Genomic DNA, 23,075 nt, shown 5'->3' with positions numbered 1-23,075 from the left:
CCCCAGTGCGTCAACAATCAACGGGCGGATCGATTGATCCGCCCGTTTTCTATTGCGGTCGGCGGGAATGACTTCGTCGCGCTACCTGTCGGGCTCCCGAACTTCGCTGGTGATGTAGAACCGCAGCAGCAATTCGATCAGATCGTCATATCCCTTGTCGCCCTCGTGGCCGTCCAGTACCGCCGTCGAGTTGTCCGCTGCCGAGGCGACCATGCCGTTGTGAAACAGGATCGTCGTCGGCACACCAGGCAATGCGAATCGTTCGCGGAAATTTTCGTTTCCCCGCACGCCATCGACGTCGGCACAGCACCAGCGAATCGCAGCGAACTCTTCCTGCACCGCAGCCCTGGCGTAATGGGAGTTGTAGCGATCGCTGTCGGGGCACCAGTACGCCGAGAAGTTGACGATCACCCACTCATGCCGGCGGAGGACATGATCCAAGTTGTCCTCGACATAACGGTCCGTGCCGAGCGCCGTCGTATCCGCGGTCTCCCCGCGAATCTCGAGAATCGGCCGGTCGTCCAGCCCGCGCAGGTACCACTGGGCCGTCGCCGGTTCAGCGAGACTGATGACGGCTGCGATCGCCGCAGCCGTCAGTGCGGCATTTCTCCCGGTCATCAGTAATGCCCGCCTTCTGGCCCTCGAATCGATCGGGCCCGCTATATTTTGTGACAACTTTTCCCTGGGACAACACAAAGGACCCAATGGTGCCCGCCCTGAGAGTGACCCTGCCGGGCGCCCCGACAACGAAGCAATGGTACGCTGTTTGCGCCAATAGGTCACGAGAATCAAGATGTTTGAATACAATGGGTTAGCATGTCATGATTAATCCTATGCTCGATAACGGGTTTCCGGCGTGTTGGGGGGAACGGACCATTCGGCGGTCCGACGATGTGTGCATTTCGATGCGCAACATTTCCGCCACGTGTATGCCGTTGAACCGCAGCGCTAACCGCGCTGTCTTGACAACTTTGCCTTTAAGCAGTACATTCATTTGCGCCGATTGGCGAACAAGGAGTGTTCTCCTCACCCCAGTTTACTGCGAACGGCTGACACCAGGACAGACCCTCACCGCCCGGTGTCGGATCCACAATCGAGTCACACAAGAGGCCAATCGTACTGCTGTACCAAGCCGAACCGTTCTGAACCGGCGGCCTCAGCGAACCGAATGCCCGGCCCGCTCGGACGTGACTCACGCTTGTGGGGAAATCGGTAACGCGGACGTCCCATCTCCGGGCGAAGGTCCTCATTATGATGAGGGACGCGCCGCCTGTTCGCAAGGTTCGCGGCATGACGCCAATCGTGTCTCTCATGGCCATTACCCATCGGAGGGTCTGTGACCTGCCATCATCCCCGTAGACGGGCCGCAATATACGTGTACGCCATTCTCGGCGCGATCCTGCTGCTGCTCACAGCCGGTGTGTCCGATGCCTTCGGGGCTGAGAGTGCGCACCCGGATTGGTACGATCAAAAGCTCGCCGACTCCCTCGGTCGCATGGCGGCGGGATTGACCGCGGCCGAGCCGACGGTGCAGCAGATACTCGACAGTCTGGGCACTGGTCTGGACGCCACGGCAGACGTTCTGATGTTCGAGACGTTCGGCCTGGACCCGGGGTGCGGCTGGATCGAGTTGATCGCCGAGTATTCCGGCACGCTGAATACCAATGCCGTCTGTTGGTATCGTGTCGGGAACAAGGACAGTTCTGTCATCATTGTCCCCGGCCCGGCCAGCGCCGGCGACACATCGACGTTCGACATCGGCAATGTCGATTCCATCGGGCTGTGTCTCTTTCGTGCCCCCTATACATATTGGTATTCGCAAAAAGTCTTCAACCTCGATGCAAAATCGCACGTCAAGTTTTACCCGACGCCCGATCCGAACGCCTTCTACATGTTTTGGGAGGATCTCCCCTTCCTGACCGACGCCGACTTCAATGATCTGGTCGCCATCTTCCGTCTCCCCAGCGGTCTGCCGGAAGTGGTGTGCCGTCCCCCCGTTGTGACGAGTCTGTGCGACTCCGGAACGGTATGCTTTTACTTTACCGCGACCGATCCCGACGGTGATTCGCTCTTAGTCGACATCAACGGTCCCGGCGTGTCCGAGTCGCGTCTGGCCGCCAGCGGCATCGAGGACTCCGTGTGCATCCCGGTCGCGGCCGGGGGCGGCGACTTTACCTATGACATCCGTACGACCGACAACTGCGGCGCCATCGACAGTTGTGAAGTGAGTTTCACGATATCGGTCAATTCTCCGCCGACGGTCTCCGGACCCGATTCCAGCGTCTTTTTGTGCGAACCCGACTCCATTCGCATTCCGCTGACGGTCACTGATCCCGACGGCTCCGCCGGACTCTTCATCCATGTGTCCAACGGCGAGGGTCGGGTCGATCAGAGCACCTGGGAGCTGGTCGTTCCCGGCAGCGCCGAAGGCATCGTCACATCGGTCGTGCGCGTAGTCGATCCCTGCGGGCTGTTTGACCGTGACACGATTTATACGACGGTCAGTCTGAATTCGCCGCCGTCGGTGGACCTCAACAACGGCGCGCCGGTCTTTCAGTGCGAGCCCGGCGAGATTTGCGTCTCGTATACCGTCAGCGATCCGGACAGTCCCCAGCCGGTCATCGAGGAATTGCTCAGCGCGTTCGGAACGATCGATACTGCCGCCAACACGGTCTGCTTTACCCCGGACACGTCGGGCACATACCAGATCATCGTCAAGGTGACCGATTCCTGCGGAGCGATGGACACCGACACGGTCACGGTGCTGGCCGAAGCCAACGAGCCGCCGTCGATCACGCTGGGAAACGACACGACGATCAATCAGTGCACGGCGGCCATGATATGTTTGCCGTATTCGGTCTCCGATCCCAATGGGTTGTCGGGTCTTGTGGAAGCGTACATCAGCGGTCCCGGCGCGATCGATACGGCCGCCAATCAGGTGTGTTTCACACCGTCCGGCGATGGCGTGCACACCATCATCGTCGAAGTCCTCGATCCCTGCGGGGAGACCGACCGCGATACGATCGCGGTGACGGTGCATGTCAACACGTTGCCGACGCTCGACTTGGGGCCGGATTTCGAACTGACGCTCTGCGCGCCGCAGACCGTATGCGCCGACTACACGATCACCGATCCCGACGGCGACAACCTCGACCCGATGCTGTGCAACGGCCCCGATGACGCCTACTTCGATTTGCCCAACGGCCGGATTTGCTTCCCCAGCGACACCGCCGGGGTCTACTGCCTCTGCGGCTTTGTCGAAGACACCTGCGGCATCCGCGACTATGACACCATCTATATCACCGTTCGCTACAACGATCCGCCGGTCGTGTCGCTCGGCGAGGACCGCGCCGTCGCGCAGTGTGCCCCCGGCGAGATTTGCATCGAGTACACGGTGAGCGACCTAGACGGATCGGCAATTGTCGCTGAGCTGCTCACGTTGGCGCCGCAGGGCGCAACCATCGACACGGCGCTTGACCGTGTGTGCTTTACGCCACCGACGGCGGGCGAATACTGTATTGCGGTGGCCGCCACCGATTCCTGCGGCGACACCGGCGAGGACACTGTCTGCGTGACGGTCAACCTGAACGGGCCGCCGACAATCGATCTGGGAGCGGATCAGGATATTTTCGTCTGCGGGCCGCAACTCATCTGCATCCCTTACGGCATTAGCGATCCGGATAGCGGTTCGGGGCTGAGCGTGGTGCTCGTCTCCGGACCGGGCGAGGTCGACTCGCTGAACAATCGCATCTGTTTCACGCCGGGCGCGGCCGGAACCTCGATCATCATCGCGAAAGTCACCGACTCGTGCGGCGCGATGGATACCGACACGGTCGCGGTGACAGTCACTTTCAACAGCAACCCGGAAATCGATCTCGGCGCCGACTTCACGACGTTCCAATGCGCGCCGACGCCGATCTGTATCGACTACACGGTCAGCGATCCCGACGGTCCGGCGAAGCTCACAGAGCAGGCACCCATTCTGCCGCCCGGCGCGCAGCTCGATACCGCACTGAACAAGGTGTGCTTTACCCCCGATACCGCGGGTGTCTACAAGATTCTGATGACGGTCAGCGACTCATGCGGCGGTGCGGCCGCTGACACCATTTACATCACGGTGCAACTAAACCGCCCGCCCACGCTGGCTTTCGGAGCGGACATCACGCGTTTCCAGTGTTCGCCGACACAGATTTGCGTCAATTACACGGTCTCCGATCCCGACGGTCCCGCCAAGCTGACGGAGATGCTGCAATTTGCTCCGGCGGGCGCGGTGCTCGATACGGTCGCCAATAGTGTCTGCTTCACGCCGATCGGGTCCGACCAATTCTGCATCGGCGTCAAGGTCACCGATTCCTGTGGGCTGACCGACGCCGACACCATTTGTGTGGACGTAACGATCAATGCGCCGCCGCAGTTGTCGGTGCCCGACACGGTGGCCGCCCTGCTCTGCGAAGCCGACTCGATCTGTATCGGCGGCATCGCGGCGACCGACGAGAACGGCAATCTCAAATCCGTCGACATCACGCAGGGCATCGGTAGCATCGATCAGGGGACGGGAATCTTGTGTTTCGATGCCGATACGATGGGAGTCTACTGCTTTGAGATGACGGCGCTGGACTCCTGCAACGCCAGCGACGTGGACACGACCTACGTCGTGGTGCAATTGAATCAGGCGCCCAGCGTGGGCATCACGGGCGTTCCCGACGATCTGGTCTTTGAAGCGCCGACACAAATTTGCTTTTCGGTCGACGCGACCGATCCCGACACCGACCAGCTTTTCGAGGTCACCAAAGTGGAAGGCGCGGGCGCGTTTTCGGCCATCCTGGGACGGAATGCGGCGGGCGCGCAGCACTGTTTCACCGCCGACACGACCGGATGTTATCGTTTCATCTTCGACGTCGCCGATTCCTGCGGGCTGCATGATCGCGACACCGCGCTCATCTGCGTGTCGATCGATACGGCCTTCATCGTTTGCATCGATACGATCCAGGCGCTCAACGCCGAACTGGTCTCCGTCAAACTGCGCGTCATCGAGACACTCGAGATGGGCGGCTTCGACTTCCTGCTGTGCTACGATCAGACGGCGCTCGGGTTTGCCGGGATCACGGCGGACAGCGCGATCGCCGAGTGGGAGTATTTCACCTTCCGTACCGGCGCGCAGACCGGCTGCTTTATCTGCCCGAGCGGGTCGATCCGCATCCTCGGCATCGCGGACATGAACAACGGCGCGGCGCACCCGTCGGAGGACGCCTACAAACCCAAAGGACCATTGGCGCTCATCTCGTTTTACACGACGCCCGATCGCAACTTCATCGGGCAGTGCGTGCCGATCCGGTTTTGCTGGATGGTCTGTTCGGACAACGCCATCTCCAACCGCGACGGCGACACGACGTATCTGTCGTTTACGGGCGTCGCCGATTCGTGTTTCGACGGCGACAAGTTCACGGCAATCCGCAAAATCCTCTTCTGCGACGGCGCGATCTGCATCATCCCGCCCGAGGACGACCGCGGCGATCTCAATCTCAACGGGATCGTCTATGACATCGGCGACGCGGTCCTGTTCTCGAACTGGTTCATCTACGGCAACGGTGTCTGGAATCCGCTGTACATGCAGAACCAGATCCTGGCATCCGACGTCAACTGCGACGGCATCGTGCTGACGCTGGCCGATTTGATCCTGCTGATCCGGATCATCGCCGGCGACGCCAGCCCGGTCAATTGCCCTGATGTGCAGCCGAAGGTTGTCAACTCCGACGGTCACGCGGAGATCATCGTCGAGCGCGGGCACGATCGGCTCGATGTCTATGTACAGAACACCGTCGACTTAGGCGGCGTGTTCGTTTCTCTGTCGGCGGAGGCAAGCTTCGGCGGCATCGAGTGGGCCGAGTTGCCTTCCGGCTTGTCCCGGTCGGCCAATGTTGATGGCAGTGTCCTGCGGGCTCTGATCGTGCGCGACACTTCGGGCGGTTCGATGCCGGCCGGACGGCACCTGCTGTTTGGCGTGGCGCTGCCTGCGAACGCCGACCTCGAAGCGTTCGAAGCGCAGGCGGGAGACCCCGATGGAGCCATCGTCACCGCCGAGGTGACGGTCGCCGGCGCTGGGTCACGGCCGGGGAGCTATCAATTACAGCAGAACTACCCCAATCCGTTCAATGCCGGAACGACGATCCGTTTCCATTTGCCGCAGACATCAGATTGGCGTCTGACCATATATAATGTATTAGGCCAGCCGGTCCGGCGATTTGAGGGTGCGGCCGGGTTGGGATGGGTTTCGGTCAACTGGCTCGGCGATCGGGCCGATGGGCATCCGGTCGGGACGGGGATTTATTTTGCCCGACTCGAAGCATCCGGTTTTGTCGCCAGCCGCAAGATGCTGCTGCTGAAGTAATCAAACACACCCTGAGACAGCATGGGCAAGTCGTTGTGTTTTGGCGGCTTGCCTGTACTTTTTGGATTCGGATTCAGGGTCCCTCGACGGCGGCGGGCATTGCCCTCCCCGCCCGCCCCGCACTCTTCCTCAAGAATGCCAGGTTTGGGGGATTTTCTCGCGCGATCAGTGGCATAAGTCCTTGACAATTAACCGCCCCCCGGTTAATTGCCTAGTGGTTGGGCCGGTACCGGACCCAATCGTTGAGTGGTTTGTCTTTACTCGCAGTAGAACCTAAAGCCGAGTTTACACACGCAGGCTGATGCCTGTAGTCCATCCCATGGACGGGGTGATTCGCGTCGGGATGACGCCGCGACAAGGCGGTGTTGCATCGGGTAGAATCGCGGAAGACAAATCAAATTGAGAAACCGAGTTGGTTTCTTAGAGCATAACAAGACGAGGCCTTAGAGAGAGTCAGCGAAAGTTTCATTACATGGCATTCATCCCCGCACCAGCTCCTGTGGTGTCTCCGACACACCGATGTCGGCTCTTACGCAATTCGGGGGGTCTTGTAAGAGCGGCGGCTTCTGAGGCGGGATTTTATCTGAGTCTTATTTCGCATTTCGACCCATACCCAACTCCATTGACTTCGACGGCCTGCGGCACTGCACAACGGTCCGCAGGTGCCATGCGCTTGCGGCCGTCGTCGATATCCGAGCGCCACTCTCACCGATCACTCATCAGGGGAATGCAATGAGTTCTGCCACACGCCTGCTGAAGACAACCGGATTGGTCATCGCGATGTGTGCGGTTCTCACGCTGACAGCCACTTCCGCCTGGGGCGCAAGTGTCGCGACCGACCAGAACGATTACGCGCCCGGTGATTCGGTCATCATCACGGGCACGGGGTTTTGGGCAGGCGAGACAGTCACGCTGCAGGTCGTGCACCTCGACGGCGACCCGCTGGGCGGCGCCGGCCACGACCCTTGGAACGTGACGGCGGATGCCGGGGGCGGCTTTGAGGCGTATTGGATCGTCGATTATGACGACAATGTCGGCGAAGAGTTGCTGCTGACAGCCGACGGCCTCACCTCGGGACTGCATGCCGAAACAACCTTCTGGGATCACAATACGATCCTGACGATAACGTCGGCGATCCCCGATTCGATTTGTCCCGGTGACACGCTGACCGTCTGCGCCGAGCTGGTACAGAACTGCGGCGGCTCCTCGACGGCGCCATTGGCGGGACGCGAGATCTTGTTCTTCATCAATCCCGGCAATTGCGGCGCCAACGTCGGGCAAACCGCCAACGACAGCGCCCTGACCAACTCCAGCGGCGATGCGTGCGCCGTCCTCACGTTTCCGACGACGCCGGGGAATTACACGATCCGCGCCAAGTTCCGTGGTGAGGACAAACCGAACCCCTGCCCCAATCCGGGCAACAGCGCCTGCAATCCCACGCATTCGTCGTCCTCAAAGCGTTGCGTGGAGCTCTCGTCATCCAACGATTGCGAACCGATCGTGGTCGATTCCAGCGCGTGTGATCTCTGCAACGGCAACACGCCGTCGTCGTTTGAGCTGGTGCTCACGACCGACGAGGATTGCCTGATCGGAGACTCGGTCTCCGATCCCTGCTTCACGCCGACGGGGCCGGACATCGATTTCAAAATTCTCGGTGAGAACACCCCGTGGGACGACAACAACTGGCTGTCGTGGGCTGCTTCGGGCGTTCAGGGGATGAACGTGATCTTCAGCCCGACGGCCGCCACCGGCGCGACCGCATCGGTCCCAATCAGCGGGGTCTTCGGGCTGAACCTGCTCAACGATATCAACCTCGGCGTCGGTGTCACCAACGGCGTGTACGATCCGCCCAATGACGCCTGGCTGTTCCGAGAGATGGCCCTCTCCGAGCCCCCGGCCAATCAGAGTTACCAGTGGTTCATCGTCTATGATGTCAGCGGGTCCGGATTCCAGAACTATGTGTGGTATGACGGTGACGGGGACGCCAACGCGTTCTCCGGTGATTTCGACTATCTGATCTTCATCGACGACGATCACACCGGCGGGAACGGCGATCATGATGATATGATGGTCGGCGTGTCGAATGTCATAAGCGGCGATTGCACCGACCCATGCGACACGAATACGGCGCCTGTGTGTGTCCTGCCCGGCGATACGACGATCTTTCAGTGCGACCCGGCGCAAGTCTGTCTTCCCGTGGGGGCGACCGATGTCGACGGCAATCTCGACAGTTGCGCCATCCTCAGCGGCCCCGGCGCGCTGTCGGGCGCTAATTGGTGCTACACGCCTGTTTCTGAGGGCACGGTCACGGTCATCGTCGAATGTGTCGATTCCTGCAGCGCGACCTGCGTCGATTCATTCAAGGTCACGTTTGAGTTCAATGAGCCGCCGGCCTGCAATCTGCCGTCGAACCAGACATTCGAGCAGTGTGATCCGACCGAAGTCTGCCTGCCGGTCTCGGCGACCGATGCTGATGGCAACCTTGTCGGCTGCAGCATCGTCAGCGGACCCGGCGCACTGGCGGGCGGCAACTGGTGCTACACTCCGACCGGTGATGAGACAGTCGATGTGACGATCAAGTGCGTCGACGCCTGCGGTGATTCGTGCTTCGGAAATTTCTCGATTACCTTTGAAATCAACGAGGGGCCTACCTGCGAGCTTGAGGGCGGCGGACCTCCGCCACCGCCGCAGTGCACGCCGCCGGTGCACACGATTCTGTTCAGTTCGACGGATCCGGACGGCGATACGCTGACGTGCGGCAACACAAATCCCAACGCCACGCTGGGCGCCGGAACGTGGCAGTATTCCCCCACTCCGGGTGAGCACGTCGTCGACACCATCACCTGCTGCGACCCGTGCGGCGAGTGCTGCACGCTGTTCGTCGATATTCAGTTCCCGAATCCGGCGCCGCCGATCTGCGAGGTGCCGAACGACACAACGATTTTCCAATGCGCTCCGACGCAAGTGTGCCTCCCGGCGTTTGCGACCGGCGCGACTTGCACCATCGTCGGCGGCGGGCCCGGCACGCTGGTCGGCACGAACTGGTGCTATACACCGGCTGGTGATGAAACAGTCAACGTTACGATTGAGTGCGCGGGCGTCTGCGACACGTGCACGGCATCATTTGAAGTCACATTCATGATCGGCATGCCACCGTCGATTACTTGCCCCGGCAATGAAACAGTCCAGTGTATCGCCGATATCCCGGCGTGCGATCCCAACGATGCGACAGTCACGGGCGGTACACCGCCGGTCGTCGTCACGTGCAGCAGCACCGACAATGGCGGCCTGGGTTGCCCCGGGGATCCGTTGATCCTGACCTATACATATATAGCGTCCGATTCATGCGGTGATGCGGATACCTGTTCGCGGACGATTACGGTCATTGACGACACCGATCCGGTCATCACGCTGTGCCCGCCGGCGATCACGGTCCAATGTGACGCCGATGTGCCGGCGGCCGACACCGGCCTGGTCTCCGCGACCGACAACTGCGGCAATGTGACGATCAGCCACATCGGGGACTCGCCGTTGACGGGCGGAGCGTGCGGCGGGACAATTACTCGCACATATCGGGCCGAGGATGATTGCGGCAACACCGCCGACTGCGTACAGATTATTACGGTTGATGATACCACGCCGCCGACACCGGTTCAGTGCCCTGCCGGTTTGACGGTCGAATGCGAGAGCAATATCCCGGCTCCAGACATCGGACTGGTGAGTGCGACCGACAATTGCGGCACCGTGACAATCAGTCATGTCGGGGATTCGCCGTTGACGGGCGGCCCGTGCGGCGGCACGATCACGCGCACCTACCGCGCAACGGATGATTGCGGCAACTCGACCGACTGTCAACAGGTCATCACCGTCAACGACACGACGCCGCCGGTGGTCACTTGTCCGGCCTATCCGACGGTCCTGTTCCAGTGCGCCTCAGAAGTCCCCGACTGCGATACCGCCTCGGCATCGGCGACCGACAACTGCGATACTGCTGTCGCGATCCGCTGCGAGCGTTCCGATAACGGCGGTGACGGATGTGCGGCCAGCCCGCTGCTCATCACCGACCGTTACATTGCAACCGACGATTGCAGCAATGAGGATACCTGTGAGGTCGTCTTCACGGTCATCGACGACACGCCGCCGGACATTACCTGCCCTGTGTATCCGACCCTCAACTTCCAGTGCGCCGACGATGTACCTGACTGTGACACGTCGGCGGCATCGGCGACCGACAATTGCGATAACGACGTCGAGAAACGCTGCGAGCGCTCCGACAATGGCGGCGCCGGATGCGCGGCCAGCCCGCTGGTCATCACCGACCGCTACATCGCGACCGACGATTGCGGCAACGAAGACACCTGCCTGGTGGTTTTCACGGTCATCGACGATACGCCGCCGGACATTACCTGCCCTGTGTATCCGACTCTCAACTTCCAGTGCGCCGACGATGTACCTGACTGTGACACGTCGGCGGCATCGGCGACCGACAATTGCGATAACGACGTCGAGAAACGCTGCGAGCGTTCCGACAATGGCGGCGCCGGATGCGCGGCCAGCCCGCTGGTCATCACCGACCGCTACATTGCAGGCGACGATTGCGGCAACGAGGACACCTGCCTGGTGGTTTTCACCGTGATCGACGACACGCCGCCGGTCATTTCCGACTGTCCGGATGACGATACGGTGGATTGCGCGGGCGACATCCCGATCCCGGATCCGGGATTGGTGGCTGCAACCGACAACTGCGGCGGCCCGGTCGACATCGACTTTGTCAGCGATCAGATCATCAACTACGGCTGTCAGCACAGATTTACGGTCCTGCGGACTTATGAAGCGACCGACGAGTGCGGCAACGCCGCGCAGTGCGAGCAATACATCATCGTCCGCGACAATATCCCGCCGGTCGTGACATCGTTCCCGAACGACACGACGGTGCAGTGCTTCGACGACGTGCCCTTGCCGAATCCCTCGCTGATCACCTCGACGGACAACTGCGGGCCGTCGTATGCCTTCCACGACAGCGACACCTACACAGACAGCTCGGCGTGCGGCGCGACGATCTCGCGTTACTACCGCATCGTCGACTCGTGCGGAAACCTGGCCAACCAGTGGCAGACCATTACGGTGCTGGACGACACCCCGCCGGTGATTACCGATTGCCCGGATCCGGCCACGGTCGAATGCGCCGACGCGATACCCGTGGCCAATACCAGTCTGGTCAGCGCCACCGACAACTGCGACAGCGTGACCATTACGCATGACGGCGACGGCCCGTTGACAGGCGGTCCCTGCGGCGGCACGGTCACACGGCGCTACATCGCCGCCGATCTCTGCGGCAACGCGGATACGTGCCTGCAAGTGTTCACCGTCGATGACACCACAGCGCCGGTGATTACGCAGTGCCCGGCCAATGCGACCGTCGGGTGCGTCGACGACATTCCCGCCGCGAACACGGGATTGGTGATCGCGAGCGACAACTGCGACGACACGGTGACGATCACGTGGGTCGGCGACTCGCCGTTGCCCGGCGGACCGTGCGGCGGCTCGGTCACGCGCACGTACAGCGCGACCGATGACTGCGGAAACGTTGACTATTGCCAGCAGATATTCACCATCGACGATAATGTTCCGCCGGTCATCGTCTGCCCGGCCAATCTGTTCCTGGGCTGCGGCGACACGATTCCCGTATGCGATGAGTCCGATGCCGACGTGTCCGACAATTGCGGGGGCCCGGTCGACGTCGTCTGCTTGCGCACCGACAGCAGCGGCAGCGGGCAACTCGGCGACCCGATCCTCATCGTCGACACCTACACGGCCACCGATGAGTGCGGCAACACATCGGAGTGTGAGCGCACGATCTACTACTCGTGCGGCGAGACTGAGTGCAACATACGCATCAGCGTCGGCCCCGAAGCGGGACAGGGCAAATCCGGCGGGGTGATTCAGGCCCTCAACGGCACGCAGGTGACCGTACCGATCATCATTCACGAACTGGACGTGCCGATCGGCGGCTTCGACCTGCTGTTCTGCTACGACCAGACGGGCTTGGCGGCGATCGCTGTCAGCGCTGGGTCGGAACTGGACGAATGGGAGTACTTCACCTATCGGCTCGGGAGCCGTTCCAATTGCGGTTTGGGTTGTCCCACCGGCCTGATTCGCATCATTGCGATCGCCGATCTGGACAACGGCCCGCAGCATCCCTCCGAACCGGCCTTCCAGCCGATGGGCACGATTGCAGAACTCGTGTTCCAGGTTACCGAAGACCGCAATTTCATCAATCAGTGCCTGCCGATTCGGTTCTGCTGGATCGATTGCGGCGACAACACAGTGGCGAGCCGCTCGGGCGACACGACCTTCCTTGAAACGTCAATCTTGTTCGACACGTGCCAGAGCAATCCGAAGGGCGATCCGATCCCCGGATTGTGCGTCTCCGACGGCTTTGTCTGCGTCAGAGAGCCGATCGATGACCGTGGCGATCTGAACCTGAATGCGATTGCCAACGAAGTCGGCGATGCCGTTTTGTATTCGCGCTACTTCATCTATGGGGTCAGCGTGTTCCATTCCGATCCGGAGTTGCGTGCGGTGCAAACGCTGGCATCGGACATCAACGACGACGGTATCGTCCTGACGGTTGCGGACTTAGTCTACCTGATCCGCATCATCACCGGCGATGAGCAGCCGTTCCCGCCGGGCGGACACCCGAAGATGTCACCGTATGTGAATGACGCCACGGTCCGCTATGCTGTCAGCGACGGCGTGCTGAGTGTCTCCACGGCAACACCGGTCGACCTGGGCGCGGCGGCGTTCGTGTTCCGCTACTCGGGCGTCACGCTGGGCGAGCCGGAATTGACGGGCCATTATCCGGGAATGTCCGTGCGGGCGAGCGCCAACAACGGGGAGATGCGCGTTCTCATCGCACCCGATCCGGAATCGCCCGGCTCGATGGCGTCGGGTCCGCGCGAACTGTTCCGTATACCCGTCGATGGACAGGGAACCGTCGAACTGGTCGGGTCGCAGCTCTCCGATGCCCAGGGCGGTCTGATGTCCGTCTCGACTGCGGCGGTGCAGCGTCCGGAACACTTCGCGCTCAATCAGAATTATCCAAATCCGTTCAACGCCGGCACGGTCATCACATTCGACCTGGCCGAGCCCAGTGCGTGGAACCTGAGGATCTACAACGTCGCCGGGCAGGCGGTGCGGACGTTCAGCGGTTCCGATGACGCCAGAAACATCCAGGTCAACTGGGATGGAACGGATAACCGCCACGACCCGCTGGCATCGGGCATCTACTTCTACCGTGTCAGCGCCGGCAGCTTCACCGCCACGCGCAAGATGACGCTGCTGAAGTAGAACTCTGAATTCGCAGCAACAGCAAGCCCCCTGATGTGAGAGCGTCAGGGGGTTTTTCATTCGCTACAGGCGAATAGCGCCGTGTGAGTCACACCCGGCGTCGGGGTCAGGGCCGATCGATCGCGAGGATCTCGTAGGTGATCTCCCCGGCGGGGACCTTGATTCTGACTGTCTCCCCCACGGCTTTGCCGAGCAGTCCCTTGCCGACCGGGGATTGGATCGCGATGCGATCCTCCTCGAAATCGGCCTCCTCTTCGGAGACCAGTTGGTAGCGGATTTTCTCGCCGGAATTGGGATCGCGGACCGTGACGAAGGACAACAGTCGCGCCCGGTCGCCATCGACGGCGCTTCCGTCGATCAGCCGCACGCGCATCAGCTTGTCTTCCAGGTCGGAAATCTTCCGTTCGATGAAGACCTGCCGTTCCTTGGCGGCGTGGTATTCGGCGTTCTCAGACAAATCGCCCAGATCGCGCGCACGCGAAATCTCGCCGATGATACGGGGGCGCTCGACGGTTTTCAGATGCTTCAGTTCATCCTGTAGCTTCCGTTTGCCGTCGGGCGTCAGGTAGATGTAGTCGGCAATCGCCATAGCGGATCCGTGACTGAGAGCCAGCGGGCCGGATGCCGCCCGCTCAGACTGTATTGATGAACCGAAAACCTGATCGTGTCAACCGGCTTGGACATTCGGCCCGGGGGCCGTTGTCAACTCCGGGGCGGCGATACGAATCCGCGGCGCGCCGGGGCCGTCTCGGCAAATATGCGACGCAGGAGTTCGATGGACGCCGGCGTCAGCTCCTCGCTGCGTCCGATTGCTCTGAGAACCTGGGCACGCCGGGCGACCGCGGCGTTCGCGGTGGCGAGCATCTTGTCGAGCCGGTGCTCGAGATTTCCCTCGGGGCCGCACCAGACGAACGACGGCACATCCCTGGGGCACAGGCCGCCGTTGAAGATATTGGAGCCGATACCGATCGTCGCGCCGGTCGGGATCAGTGTGCCGATGCCGGTTTTGGTGTGATCGCCGATAAAGGAGCCGATCTTCATCTGCCCCGTGTCCACCATCTCTCCGCGTTGGGCAACGCGCACGCTGCCGTAGTTGTTCTTCAGATCGCTGTTGGTTGTCATGGCGCCGAGGTTGACCCACTCGCCGAGGATGCCGTGGCCGAAGAATCCCGCATGGGCCTTGTTGGAGAACCCCTGCGCGATCGACTGCTCCCACTCGCCGGCGATCTTGCAGCCGGGGCCGATCGCGGTACCGCCGGAAAACTTGCCGCCCAACAGCGACGTGTGTTTGCCGATATACGCCGGGCCGGCGAGATGCGTGAACGGTTCGACCGTGACGCCATCGTCGAGAATGATCGGGCCGGATGTGGCCTCGATCACTGTCTGCGGCCCGATGCGCACACCGCGTCCGACCCAAAGATCGGAACGGTTGATGACGGCGGTTGTCGCGTGTGTCTCAGGTTGTGATGTGGCCCCGTGAGCGTGACGCCACAACTCGCAGTCGGCGCGCAAACGGGCATCAAGCCGTTCGATCAGACGCCAAATCCCCTTGGCGGTGATGAAGGAATCGGCCCCGGCGGAATCCGTCGCGGGAACCGCACAACCATCGCCGTTGGTGGCCCTGATCCAGTCGATCAGGTCAGCGCTGCGTTTATTCCATTCGGCGCCGGGTATTCGGAAGACATCGCCGCAGGAGTCGGAGAAATGAAACTGCGTATTATGAGAATCTGCGATGTTGACACCGGAGTCGGACGGGTTGGTCGCGCCGACGATGAGCCAGACATCGTCGCGGTCGTCCACATGCGACGGCGGCGCGCCCCAGCCGGTCTCTGCGGCCGTGACCGCGGCCAACGGTTCCGGGACGACCGCCGCAACCGACACCGGTGACAGCGCCATGATCCATCGGTCGGCGATGCTCCAGGCGCCATCTCGCAACAGAAACGTCGGTCGCACCAAATCGAACGGATAAAAATATCCGTGGCGCCGTTGTCCGAAGATCAGGTGCCGCGTCACGGTGCGGCGCTCACGTTCGATGTGACGGCGTCCTGCGGACGCAACGGGTCGGCGCCCTCGGCGGCACGCCGCGCCGAGTATGGCTCCACATGAATGCTGACATGCAGCACGCTGGGGTGATTCCCTTTGACCGCATCCTTTGCCTGCGTGGCAATCGCATGCGCCTGATCGACCGATAACTCGCCGCTGACGAGGATCTCGGTGTCCACCAGCAGCCGAATGCCGCTGGTCTGCACCTTCAGCCGGTGCAAACCGAGGACGCCGGGGACGGAATGCAGTGAATCGATGATCGATTGAGTCAACGGCTCAGGCGGTGCGGCGCCGGAGAGGGCAAACATGTTCTGACGCAGCACGCGCAGCGCATGCATCAGGATGACCCCCGCCACCCAGAACGCCGCCAGCGGGTCCATAAACGGCCACCCCAGGCGCGCGGCGGAAACACCGATCAGGGCCCCGGTGCTCGCCCAGACGTCGGCGCCGTGGTCGGCGGCCAGAGCGCTCACCGAGGGGCTCCCGGTCGACTTTGCCACACGTCGCGCCTGCGCCGCCAGCCCCACCTTGAGCAAGGCGACGGCCGCTGCCACCGGTACGGTCCACAGCGTCGGGACATGGTCGGTCCCTCGGATCAAAGTCGCGACCGCGTCGCGGATGATGATCCCGCCGGTCGCCAGAATCGCCATCCCCACCACCAATGCCGCAATCGACTCGGCGCGATGATGCCCAAAGTGGTGATTGCGATCGGGCGGGCGCAGCGACACGCGATACCCGAACAGCGAGGCGCCGCCGGCGACGACGTCCAAAAGCGAGTTGATGCCATCGGCGAGTAGCGCCTGGGACGACCCGACGATGCCCGCCGTCAGCTTGATGGCCACCAGCAGGATGTTGCTGAACAGCCCCCGCCGCAGGCAGCTTCGGTTTGGATCGCCGGGCATTTCGATCGTGTCCACTCCGATTCCGATTCTGTGCGATGGCTCTATTCTGTCATCGGCCGGGATTTGGTGCAACACGAATTTGTCAGCGGGATGACATCACAATGATGCCCCGTGTCCATGCCGGACACGGGGCATCGAAACGTCGGTCAGTGGCGCGCGCTACTCGCCTTGTGCATCGAGCCAATCTTTGATCTGCTTGACGATGTCCTTCGCCTGGGTGACTTTCGACGTCCACTCTTTGGACGATCCGGCCACGGCGATGAACGATTCGTAGTGCTTGACGCATCCGGCCATGTCCAACTGCTGCGAGGACACCGCCCGGTTGAAATAGGCGGGCACATATTTCGAATTCTTCGCGATGGCCTTGTCATAGGCGGCGATGGCCTTGTGAAACTCACCACGGTTTTGATGAATGTTTCCAATGTTAAATGCGGTGCGATAGTCCGAGGGATCGAGCGTCAGCGACTTTTCATACGACGCCAGCGCGGCGCTGCTGTCGCGCAACTCCAACTGGCTCTGCCCCAGCGAAGCCCAGCCCTTGGCATCACCGGCTTCGCGTGATAGGTATTGGCTGAAGGTGGCGATGGCCGCTGTGTGGTCGCTGGCCTTCTGGCGCACCAGGGCCAGATTCTTGTAGGCGCTGGCACTGGTCGAGTCGATGGCAATCGCCTTCTGAAGGTGTTCGGCCGCCTTGGGCAGCTCGCCCTTCTCATAGTAGAGCGCGCCGACATTGATGTGCGCATCAAGGTATTCCGGCGCCAGCGTGACCGCGCCCTCGTAGGCGGCGATGGCCGAATCGGTGTGTCCGGCGCTCTCGTGTTCGACGCCGCTGTTGAATTTCCGTTTGGCATCGTCGCTGATGTCGGCCGAAACGCCGGCCACGGACACCGCCACGGCCAACGCCGTCATGATGCCGATACCGACCCAACCGTGTGCACGCGCACGACTGTAGCGCATTCTCTGGCCTCCTGGAGTACGGACTGTCATCACAGCCCATTGACGTCGACTACTACCTTATACATTCCTGATGCTGCCTGGTGTCCCGATCGAATTTCCCGGTTTTTCCGGAAGATCAACCCTGATCGCGGCGCTTCTGGAGCATCTCCGCAAGCCGCGCGTCGGATAACGCGAGAATTTGCACAGCCAACAGCGCCGCATTGACCGCCCCGTGGCTGCCGATGGCGACAGTGGCCACCGGCACGCCGCGCGGCATCTGCGCGGTCGATAACAACGAGTCCCATCCGTGCAGGGCGGAGCCCTCCAACGGCACGCCGATCACCGGACGCACCGTGTGCGCGGCAACCATACCCGCCAGATGCGCCGCCATGCCCGCGCCGCAGATGAAAACGGCGACCCCGTCACGATTCCCGTCGGAAACCAACTGCCGCACGCGTTCCGGATGACGGTGCGCCGAGGCGACTTCGAGACGGCAGGGAACCTCGAACTCCTGCAGCGTCGCCACGGTTTTCTCCATGACCGGACGATCCGATTCGGATCCCAGTAGAATCAACACCTTGGTCATGGGCGTCGTAGCCATCCGTCGATCCAGTCATTCACCGCCGACGCCGACGCGCGTCCGGACGACGGCGTGCCGCGAACGTGCCGGAACGGACACCGATGTCCGTGCGGAAGTGCCCGCCTTTGACCCGCACACCCTCCAATGCCGCATAAGCAGCGGCAACGGCCGCTTCGTGCGTGTCGGAGCGCGCAACCATCCCCAGGAGGCGACCGCCGTCCGTGACGAGCATCCCGTTGGCGTCGCGCACTGTGCCGGCATGAAAGCAGAATGAACTGCCGCCGTTTTGTGTCGATACCTTTCCCTCGATCGGCACCCCCTTGTCAGGCGCCCCCGGATAGCCGCGTGCCGCCAGAACAACGCAGACGCAATACTCATCGCGCCACGCCAGCGGTTCGGCGTCCAATCGTCCCGCCATCGCCGCGCCGATCACATCGACGATATCGGTTTTCAATAAGGGCAGCACGGCCTGCGCTTCCGGATCGCCGAAGCGGCAGTTGAACTCGAGCACGCGGGGACCGGCCTCGGAGACCATCAACCCGGCATAGAGAACGCCGGAATACGGGAAACCTTCGGCCTTCAATGCAGCCAGCGTCGGCTCCAGAATCGTCTCCTTCACCTCGGCCAGCAGCTCATCATCGAGCGGACGTGATGGCGCATAGCTTCCCATGCCCCCCGTGTTGGGACCGCGGTCGCCGTCGTAGAGGCGTTTATAGTCACGCGCGGGGACGAGCAGTTCCAGGCGCTCGCCATCGGTTATTGCCATCACACTCATCTCTTCGCCATCGAGGACGCGCTCGATGACAATGCGATTACCGGCATCGCCGAATGCACGTTTGACCATGATCGTTTCGACGGCGGCGCGGGCTTCGCCTGAGTCTCTGCAGACGAAGACACCCTTGCCGGCCGCCAGGCCGTCGGCCTTCACCACCAGCGATCGCTCGGCTGCTGCGATGAACTTCAACGCCTCATCGGGATTGTCGAAGACCTGGAACGGTGCTGTCGGGATGAAATGGCGGCGCATGAACTCCTTGGCGAATACCTTTGAGCTCTCCAGGCGCGCCGCCGCCATAGTGGGACCGAAGATGCGCAGGCCGTGACGTCGGAAGTCATCGACAATCCCTGCGGCCAATGGCGCTTCGGGGCCAACGATGGTCAGGTCGATTGTCTCGCGTTCGGCCAATGAGATCAGCGAGGGAATATCGGTCGCGCTGATGTCGATGATCTGCGCCACGTCACGGATGCCGGCGTTCCCCGGAGCGCAGAACACTTGCTCGACCTGCCGGGACTGGGCGACCGCCCAGCACAGCGCATGTTCACGCCCGCCACCCCCGATGATCAGTACCCGAATCTTGCGCATAGCTGTTTACCGCCGATCCGAACGCGCATTATAGCAGTGGAATCCGGCCCCGACAAACACTGAGTCGCGCTGAACACGAGATGACAGAGCCGCACTCGGCTCGGAGTCCGGGATTGGCGACAGCTCTACGACGGCCCGGTCCTATCGTTCGCGCACGACGTGCCACTGCAAGGCATCGCTCGCCCCAAGGGCAAAGAATCAGAGTTGTGCGAATTTGACTTCGGTCTTCTTTTTTCGTTGACAGTGTCACAAGGGGGGTCTACCATGCTCCAACTTCGGTCGGACGGGGGGTCGTGTCGACGTCCCTATAACTGGCGACCGGGGACCAACTTATGGAAGCACTGGGAATGATCGAAACCAAGGGCTTGGTGGCGCTCATTGAGGCCGCCGATGCCATGGTCAAAGCAGCAAAAGTCACTCTGGTCGGGTACGAGAAGATCGGCGGCGGATATGTCACTGCGTTGGTTCGCGGCGATGTGGCGGCCTGCAAGGCCGCGACCGATGCCGGAGCTGCCGCAGCGCAGAGAGTCGGTGAGTTGGTGACGGTACACGTGATCCCGCGTCCCCACACCAACGTCCACGATATCTTCCCGACGAAGCTGCCCGACGGAACTTAAACCGTAGTCGACTGGACCCACCTCGGGAATGCCCGAGGCGTGGTGATGATTCTGCCATGCTTTGCGCCCGGGAGGGTCGAGCGGGAAGCATGGCAGTCGCTTGTTTCCTTCCAGAGCGTCTTTTTCGAAGTTAAGCCGCAGTGATACAAAGAGATAGGATTTGTCTCTCACGGATAGCGAAGTTTCCGATCTGGCGGCAAAGGTCATCGCCGACCTGAAGCATGCCGGGCGCGGTCTGTCGCACTCGCCTATCCCTCCTCGGCAACGCGAGAGCGGCGCCTCTTTGCCCGGTCGAGCGGTATTTGTGGATTGTGATCAGGCGATCGATGCGGCGCGAATCGCCCAAAAACAGTTGCTGGATCTCGGGCTGGCCAAACGGTTTGCCCTGGTAGACCGGATGCGACGTGTCTCCGAGGCGAATGCTGAGTTGTGGGGCAAAATGGCGGTCGAAGAGACCGGCATGGGACGACCCGGAGATAAGCTCGACAAAATCCTGCTGTCGGCGCGCAAGACCCCGGGCCCTGAAGACCTCTCACCGCAGACGTTCACCGGTGATCATGGGATCACTCTGGTCGAGCCGGCGCCATTCGGGGTGGTCGGGGTCATTACGCCGTCGACAAATCCGCCTGCCACCGTGGTCAACAATGCGATCTCGCTCGTTTCTTCAGGCAATACCTGTGTCTTCAATCCGCATCCGGCGGCCAAGCATGTCTGTACTGCGGTCGCGGTGGCACTGAACCAGGCGATTGTCGATGCGGGGGGCCCGGAGAATGCCGTCACGATTGTCGCCGAGCCAACGCAGGAATCCGCTGTCAAGCTGATGAAACACAGGGGAATCAATCTGATTCTCGTGACGGGCGGCAGCGTGGTTGTCAAGTTGGCGATGACCTCGGGCAATCGCGCGATCTGCGCGGGACCCGGCAACCCCCCGGTAGTGGTCGATGAGACAGCGGACATCGCGCAGGCAGGGCGTGACATTGTCCGTGGGGCGAGCTTCGACAACAACATCTTGTGTACCGATGAAAAGGAAGTCTTTGTCGTCGACAAGGTCGCCAATGCACTGAAGCGTGAGATGATCGCGAACGGCGCGTTTGAAGTGACCGGCAACGATGCCGACCGTCTGACGCGATTGGTCATTGAAGAGGACAAAATTGGGCGCGGGCATCGACATGTACGGCCGAATAAGGATATGGTGGGCAGAGACTTAGATCAGATCTGCCGCGAGATCGACTTGAAACCGCCCATTGATGCCAAACTCGCGATCATTGAGGTCAATTGGGATCACCCACTGGTGATGGCCGAGCAGTTGATGCCAGTCATCCCCATCGTCCGTTGCCGGACATTCGAGGAGGCGATAGAGCACGCGGTCGTTGCGGAGCATGACTATCAGCACACCTTCGTCATGCACTCGACCAATGTCGCAAACCTATCGGCGATGGCGCAGCGTTGTAACGGTAACATCTTCGTCAAGAATGGTCCGAATCTCGCCGGACTGGGGTTGGGCGGTGAAGGATTCGCCAGCATGTCGATCGCGGGCACGACCGGAGAAGGAATCACTAGGGCATCGACCTTTACCCGGCCTCGCCGCTGCACGCTCGTGGACTACTTCCGTATCATCTAAAGCTTTAATTGACATGCGGATACATGCTTCGTGGTCCACGGGTTCCGGCGGAACCGGTTGGCGTATAATCTATTAGCGGAGACGGCTGATGAATCGTACTCATCGAAACGACTTGCTCTCCTGCATCGGCCACACGCCTCTGGTTCCGTTACGTCATGTCACGACGGAATTGCCGCACGAAGTATTGGCAAAACTCGAGTACCTGAACCCGTCCGGCTCGATCAAGGACCGCATGGCGCTGTACATCATTGAACGCGCCGAGCGAGAGGGGTTGATTAAGCCGGGCGAGCTGTTGATCGACAATTCCTCCGGCAACACGGCGGTTGCCGTCGCCATGGTCGCCGCGGTCAAGGGGTATCGCTCGCTGTTTACGGTCCCGGACAAGACGTCCACGGAGAAGATCGATCTGATTCGTGCAGTCGGCGCCGAAGTGGTTGTGTGCCCGACGGATGTGCCAGCCGCCCACCCGGATTCGTACTACTCGACAGCCCGCCGTCTCGCTAAAGCGAAGGGGGCATACTTGATCGATCAATATCACAACCCGTGGAATATCGACTGCCACGCGGAGACAACCGGGCCTGAGATCTGGGAGCAGACGGATGGGGAGATTGACGTCTTGGTGGCTGGGATCGGGACAGGGGGCACTCTTTCGGGAGTTGGCCGATTTCTGAAGACGATGCATCCGTCGATAAAGGTCATCGCGGTGGATCCGGTCGGGTCGATTTTCCATAACATATTCCATGACAACATCATAGGAGAGCCGGGGCGGTATAAGGTCGAAGGTATCGGCACTGATACCCCGACGAAGGCGATGGATTTCAGTGTTGTCGACGAGGTTGTGCAAGTTACTGATAAAGAGGGGTTTAGCATGGCCAGACGGATTGTCCGTGAGGAGGGCATGATCGTCGGGGGGTCATCCGGCTACGCAGTCGCCGGAATGTGCAAGTGGCTGGAGGCGCAGTCTGAGCCGTTGCGGGTGGTGACCATACTCCCGGACAGCGGCATGCGCTATTTATCGAAGTTTCTGAGCGATACCTGGATGGCGCGGGAGGGTTTGTCGTAGGCCGGATCGGTAGGCCGCCCTGAGAAACTTGCGTGAATTCAGTTGACAATCTCACATTTTTCTTTACCTTCATCATCGTGCTGAGCAGTTCACGCTGCTTGTAAGTGACATAGCCTCATTGATCAACCACTCTTTGGTTTTGAATCGCGAAAGATCAAGACCGCGAGGGTGCCCTGCGTTCCATAGGGTTTCCTGTCACCAATAGATTTCCTTTC

The 23,075-nt window shown here is 61.2% G+C and carries 12 protein-coding genes; 5 read left to right on the top strand and 7 right to left on the bottom strand.

Going from position 1 to position 23,075, the window contains the following annotated elements; all coding sequences use genetic code 11:
* Positions 1–81 precede the first annotated feature (81 nt).
* Positions 82–618, bottom strand: coding sequence for a thioredoxin domain-containing protein (locus VGB22_06105; protein HEX9750840.1), 537 nt, complete (start codon positions 616–618; stop codon positions 82–84).
* Between the two features lie 718 nt (positions 619–1,336).
* Here VGB22_06105 and VGB22_06100 point away from each other — a divergent pair.
* The gene (locus VGB22_06100; protein ID HEX9750839.1) at positions 1,337–6,388 is read left to right on the top strand and encodes a T9SS type A sorting domain-containing protein; all 5,052 of its coding nucleotides are present in this window, start codon (positions 1,337–1,339) and stop codon (positions 6,386–6,388) included.
* A 732-nt stretch (positions 6,389–7,120) separates the two neighbouring features.
* A complete protein-coding gene (locus tag VGB22_06095; GenBank protein ID HEX9750838.1) occupies positions 7,121–13,738 on the top strand; it encodes a T9SS type A sorting domain-containing protein in 6,618 nt (2,205 codons plus the stop codon).
* Positions 13,739–13,844: 106 nt separating this feature from the next.
* On the opposite strand, the gene greA is transcribed toward VGB22_06095, so the two are convergent.
* The 6 genes from greA to purD form a co-directional block, all read right to left on the bottom strand.
* Positions 13,845–14,327 (bottom strand): transcription elongation factor GreA, encoded by a 483-nt coding sequence (greA, locus tag VGB22_06090; protein HEX9750837.1) that lies wholly within the window; start codon positions 14,325–14,327, stop codon positions 13,845–13,847.
* Positions 14,328–14,440: 113 nt separating this feature from the next.
* Positions 14,441–15,751: a hypothetical protein gene (locus VGB22_06085; GenBank protein HEX9750836.1), complete on the bottom strand. Its 1,311-nt coding sequence runs from the start codon at positions 15,749–15,751 to the stop codon at positions 14,441–14,443.
* Entirely contained in the window at positions 15,748–16,698 is a 951-nt protein-coding gene (locus tag VGB22_06080; GenBank protein ID HEX9750835.1) for a cation diffusion facilitator family transporter, read from the bottom strand. Before VGB22_06080 ends, VGB22_06085 begins: the two co-directional genes overlap by 4 nt.
* Before the next feature lie 144 nt (positions 16,699–16,842).
* A complete protein-coding gene (locus tag VGB22_06075) occupies positions 16,843–17,640 on the bottom strand; it encodes a tetratricopeptide repeat protein (GenBank protein ID HEX9750834.1) in 798 nt (265 codons plus the stop codon).
* A 115-nt stretch (positions 17,641–17,755) separates the two neighbouring features.
* Positions 17,756–18,220, bottom strand: coding sequence for a 5-(carboxyamino)imidazole ribonucleotide mutase (purE, locus tag VGB22_06070; GenBank protein ID HEX9750833.1), 465 nt, complete (start codon positions 18,218–18,220; stop codon positions 17,756–17,758).
* A gap of 16 nt (positions 18,221–18,236) precedes the next feature.
* Positions 18,237–19,559, bottom strand: a complete 1,323-nt coding sequence (gene purD / locus VGB22_06065) for a phosphoribosylamine--glycine ligase (GenBank protein ID HEX9750832.1) — start codon at positions 19,557–19,559, stop codon at positions 18,237–18,239.
* Between the two features lie 332 nt (positions 19,560–19,891).
* Between purD and eutM the strand changes: the two genes are divergently transcribed.
* The 3 genes from eutM to VGB22_06050 all read left to right on the top strand — a co-directional run bounded on the left by eutM (position 19,892) and on the right by VGB22_06050 (position 22,860).
* Positions 19,892–20,176, top strand: a complete 285-nt coding sequence (gene eutM, locus VGB22_06060; GenBank protein HEX9750831.1) for an ethanolamine utilization microcompartment protein EutM — start codon at positions 19,892–19,894, stop codon at positions 20,174–20,176.
* A gap of 160 nt (positions 20,177–20,336) precedes the next feature.
* Complete coding sequence (locus tag VGB22_06055; protein HEX9750830.1) at positions 20,337–21,797, top strand: aldehyde dehydrogenase; 1,461 nt, start codon at positions 20,337–20,339, stop codon at positions 21,795–21,797.
* Between the two features lie 88 nt (positions 21,798–21,885).
* Entirely contained in the window at positions 21,886–22,860 is a 975-nt protein-coding gene (locus VGB22_06050) for a cysteine synthase family protein (GenBank protein ID HEX9750829.1), read from the top strand.
* The last annotated feature ends 215 nt before the right edge of the window (positions 22,861–23,075 follow it).

It is taken from the genome of Candidatus Zixiibacteriota bacterium (assembly GCA_036397555.1).
In the GTDB taxonomy this organism is placed as follows: Bacteria; Zixibacteria; MSB-5A5; order WJJR01; family WJJR01; genus DATKYL01.
Note: the sequence above shows the minus strand (reverse complement) of the source record. Positions and strands in the feature narration are given on the sequence as shown.

Excerpts from the sequence above, each read along its gene's own strand:
- VGB22_06105 (HEX9750840.1), bottom strand. The coding sequence starts at position 618 with ATGACCGGGAGAAATGCCGCACTGACGGCTGCGGCGATCGCAGCCGTC.
- VGB22_06095 (HEX9750838.1), top strand. The coding sequence starts at position 7,121 with ATGAGTTCTGCCACACGCCTGCTGAAGACAACCGGATTGGTCATCGCG.
- greA (HEX9750837.1), bottom strand. The coding sequence starts at position 14,327 with ATGGCGATTGCCGACTACATCTACCTGACGCCCGACGGCAAACGGAAG.
- VGB22_06075 (HEX9750834.1), bottom strand. The coding sequence starts at position 17,640 with ATGCGCTACAGTCGTGCGCGTGCACACGGTTGGGTCGGTATCGGCATC.
- purE (HEX9750833.1), bottom strand. The coding sequence starts at position 18,220 with ATGGCTACGACGCCCATGACCAAGGTGTTGATTCTACTGGGATCCGAA.
- purD (HEX9750832.1), bottom strand. The coding sequence starts at position 19,559 with ATGCGCAAGATTCGGGTACTGATCATCGGGGGTGGCGGGCGTGAACAT.
- eutM (HEX9750831.1), top strand. The coding sequence starts at position 19,892 with ATGGAAGCACTGGGAATGATCGAAACCAAGGGCTTGGTGGCGCTCATT.
- VGB22_06050 (HEX9750829.1), top strand. The coding sequence starts at position 21,886 with ATGAATCGTACTCATCGAAACGACTTGCTCTCCTGCATCGGCCACACG.